Origin of the sequence: Microvirga vignae (genome assembly GCF_001017175.1) — a bacterium.
In the GTDB taxonomy this organism is placed as follows: Bacteria; Pseudomonadota; Alphaproteobacteria; order Rhizobiales; family Beijerinckiaceae; genus Microvirga; species Microvirga vignae.
This window is the reverse complement of the sequence record NZ_LCYG01000158.1, coordinates 1-3,611: the sequence shown is the minus strand read 5'-3', so window position 1 is coordinate 3,611 and position 3,611 is coordinate 1. Positions and strand designations below refer to the sequence as shown.

The window sequence follows — 3,611 nt, the reverse complement described above, 5'->3', positions numbered from 1 at the left end:
ACCAAGCGCAGTTGCGAGCTGCCCTCTGCGGCCATCAGCTTGCCGAGACAGTGACCGGCCAACCACCGATCGCGCACCCGCCGAGTGAGGGCGCGCATCGCAACCTGTCGTGAACGGACAGCACCAACGATGTGGAAGGCGGAGACGGCGCCTGTTCTTACCAACCTCATACATGTCGATACGCAGTGATCTTCCCTCGATTTTGATACTGCTGGCGAATGAACCTCATCCGCATTGGCGCTTGGGTTAGTGGCGCACCACTTGCGCAAACTCGTCAATCCGCATTCGCCAAGCTCATGATGACTTCCATCCCGGCCTGATGAATTCGCCAGCAGTATCGATTTTGTGGCTCTCCCGCACTTTGCGTGGATTACGCTGCCCGGAGCACTCTCCGGCGCAGGAGATCGAAGTTGGCTTGTCCGTACATCGAGCGCTTGAGGAGTTTGAGACGCGTGATCGGACCCTCGGCTTGCCCACTGCTCCACGGCCGTGTCAGGGCTGCGCGAACCGCAGCCCCGTCTTGCTCCAGGCTGACGGCATAAGTCTCGACAGCCGGGATGCCCAAGGACCGAGCTTTGGCAATCTATCCCGTCACAGCCTTGGTGGACGCCTGCTCACTGTTTCGGGTCTGGCGCTCACGATACCACCGACGAATGCGGGCGCAGAAGCGCTCGGCGCGTTCGGCCATAGTCGCAGCCTCGGGATCTTCGCACCCGGGCCAGGACGGCAGCCTCCGTTGCATCAAGTGCTGTCGGAGGCCGCCCAAGAAGCCATGCCAGCTGCTTGGGCGAAGGCAGCGAAGCATCTGCCGCGGAGCGGCTCGGACCGGGGGAGCGCCATTTGCGGGCTGTCGTCTTCGCCGGAGCCGTGCGATGCTCGGCCATCCAGCGATAGACCTGCTTGGGGGAGCCCGCACAGCCAAGATCCTGCAGTTCACGCCAGAGAGCAGTGGCGTTCTCGCGGCCGGGCGCGCATGGAGGCGGGCGAGATCCGACAGGATTGCTCCGCGGGAACAGGCAGTTCACCCGTCATCCAACCGCGTTCCGCATGGTCCAATAGTCGACATTGTCGGACAGGCGGCATCGCAGCATTAGAGCCATTATATTGTTTTGAAATGAGTTTCCCCTTTGGCACGGGACATGCATGGTTCTCCGCACCTGCGTCACGGAGTGAGGAGACAGGCTTTGTCGCAAACTGATTGGCACCGTTTATCCGGCGTGAGTGCTCCTCGTTTGCACACGCCAGCGCCATCAACGCGCCCCTTGCGCAACACCGCCGCTGTTATTGAGCATGCAGAACCGCATTTCCGGCAACCGCGCGATGACGGATCAATGGACGTTTACGGCCGTTCGGGAAACGGTCGGACCATCCGTCTCCCGCGCGGCGACCATCCGGTCAGGACATCGTCGATTTCGTCAGATGTTCCTATCTTGGCCTCGACAACCATCCTGACGTGATTGCACCGCCCGTTTTTCTTCTCGAGGAGCACCATTGATGACCCTGAGAAAGAAGGTTCCCTTCGTCACCTTTCGCACCCGTGTTCGCGATGAGTCCATCGAGGGGCCAAACCCCTACCGCTGGGAAGACAAGACATCCGACGACTATTTCAGCGGCAAGCGCATCGTCTTGTTCTCGTTGCCTGGCGCCTTCACCCCGACCTGCTCGACCTACCAACTGCCCGATTTCGAAAAGCTCTATGACGAGTTTGAAAACGAAGGAATCAACGCGATCTACTGCATCTCCGTCAACGATGCCTTTGTCATGAATGCGTGGGGCAAGGCCTTGGGGCTGCAGAAAATCAGGCTCATCCCGGACGGCTCGGGTGAGTTCACGCGTAAGATGGGCATGCTGGTCGCCAAGGACAATCTTGGCTTCGGTATGCGCTCCTGGCGGTACGCTGCCGTGATCAACAACGGCCTAGTAGAGCAGTGGTTCGAGGAGGACGGCTTCTCCGACAACTGCGAAACCGACCCCTACGGCGTCTCGTCGCCGCAGAGCGTTCTCGAAGCGCTGAAGGCCTTTCAAACCGGGGCCGCCGCATGACCTGGACGAGTCAACATCTCACAGATCCCATGAGACCGACCAAGTGCGTCGCCTGACAGGAGCTTCACCATGAGATTCTCAGCAAGCCAGCTTCAGCGTCAGAAGCAATCTCTGAGTGTAACACCTCAACTCATTGAGTCGATCCGTTTGCTGCAACTGACGCATGCCGAACTGCGTCAGTTCGTGGAGCAGGAAATCGAGAAGAACCCGCTTTTGGAGCTGGCGCGAAACGACGGCGGGGCATTACGCGATGTTGTTTCGACTTCGGCCGAGGATCCGCACATCGGCGCACGCGAAAACGACGTTGATGGGCCGACCGCGACCGGGGCCCCAGAACAGCTCATGCAATGGAAATCAATGCGCGACACAACCAATATCCCGCCCGGGCAAAGCCTTGCCCTCGGCGAGTTTACCGCCTCCACCGAAACATTGCATGACCATGTCGCTCGTCAGATCGCCCTCACTGCATTCACACCGCAGGAGCGGCTGATTGCTCGCGAGCTTGCCGATCATCTGGAAGACACTGGGTATCTTCAGATAGACCTTTTGGAGCTGGCCGGGAGCCTAAATGTCCGGGAGGCTGATGTGGAACGGGTTCTCGGAACCTTGCAGCTCTTTGATCCACCGGGAATTTTCGCGCGTACTCTCAGCGAATGCCTCGAGATACAGTTGCGCCAGCGAGACCGGTTCGACCCGGCGATGGCAACTTTGGTCGCCAATCTTGAGATGCTTGCGCAACGCGATTTTCAGGCATTGAAGCGGCATTGCGGGGTCGATGAAGACGACCTTCTCGACATGCTGCATGAAATCCGTGCGCTCGATCCCAAGCCGGGAAACCGATTCCAGTCCGGAGACCCGGAATCCATCATTCCTGACGTCTGGGTCCAACCCTCGCCCGGAGGCGGATGGCAAGTCGAACTTGAGCCGAACACGCTGCCCAAGCTGCTGATCAACCAAACCTATTTCGCCGAAGTCTCACGGGCGACCGCCCAAAATTCGAAAGATCAGGCCTTTCTCAACGAATGCTTCCAAAACGCGAACTGGCTAATCCGCAGCCTCGACCAGCGCGCCAAAACGATCCTTAAGGTAGCGGCTGAAATCGTTCGCCAGCAGGATGCCTTTCTTGAACATGGCGTCGCCCACCTGCGGCCTCTTAATCTCAGAACTGTCGCTGATGCGATCAACATGCACGAGTCGACGATAAGCCGGGTGACGTCGCACAAATACATGCTCACCCCGCGCGGGGTGTTCGAACTGAAGTATTTTTTCACTGTCGCGATCGCCTCCTCCCAAGGTGGCGACGCGCACTCCGCCGAGGCTGTCCGCCATCGGATCAAGGCGATGGTCGCCGTAGAATCGCCTGATGATGTTCTGTCCGACGATGACATTGTCGTCCGACTTAAGGAAACTGGTATCGAAATTGCGCGCCGCACCGTCGCAAAGTATCGCGAGGCGATGAACATCCCCTCCTCTGTGCAACGCCGCCGGGAAAAGCGCCTGTGGGTCTAGATGCCGTAATGGGCCTGCCGCTCACGCAGTAGCGGAGCGGGGTGGCTGTCCCTCAGAGT

Annotated in this window: 3 protein-coding genes; 2 read left to right on the top strand and 1 reads right to left on the bottom strand. The window is 59.1% G+C overall.

The window, feature by feature from the left end; genetic code table 11:
* Nucleotides 1-370: 370 nt before the first annotated feature.
* Nucleotides 371-583 carry an ISL3 family transposase gene (locus AA309_RS32760; protein ID WP_052955157.1) on the bottom strand — a complete coding sequence of 71 codons (213 nt, stop codon included), beginning with the start codon at nt 581-583 and terminating at the stop codon, nt 371-373.
* A 911-nt stretch (nt 584-1,494) separates the two neighbouring features.
* Here AA309_RS32760 and AA309_RS31445 point away from each other — a divergent pair.
* A complete protein-coding gene (locus tag AA309_RS31445) occupies nt 1,495-2,043 on the top strand; it encodes a peroxiredoxin (protein ID WP_047192960.1) in 549 nt (182 codons plus the stop codon).
* 69 nt (nt 2,044-2,112) lie between these two features.
* Nucleotides 2,113-3,552, top strand: a complete 1,440-nt coding sequence (gene rpoN, locus AA309_RS31440; protein ID WP_047192959.1) for an RNA polymerase factor sigma-54 — start codon at nt 2,113-2,115, stop codon at nt 3,550-3,552.
* Nucleotides 3,553-3,611: the final 59 nt, after the last annotated feature.

Coding starts and splice junctions, on each gene's coding strand:
- AA309_RS31445 (WP_047192960.1), top strand. CDS start 1,495: ATGACCCTGAGAAAGAAGGTTCCCTTCGTCACCTTTCGCACCCGTGTT.
- rpoN (WP_047192959.1), top strand. CDS start 2,113: ATGAGATTCTCAGCAAGCCAGCTTCAGCGTCAGAAGCAATCTCTGAGT.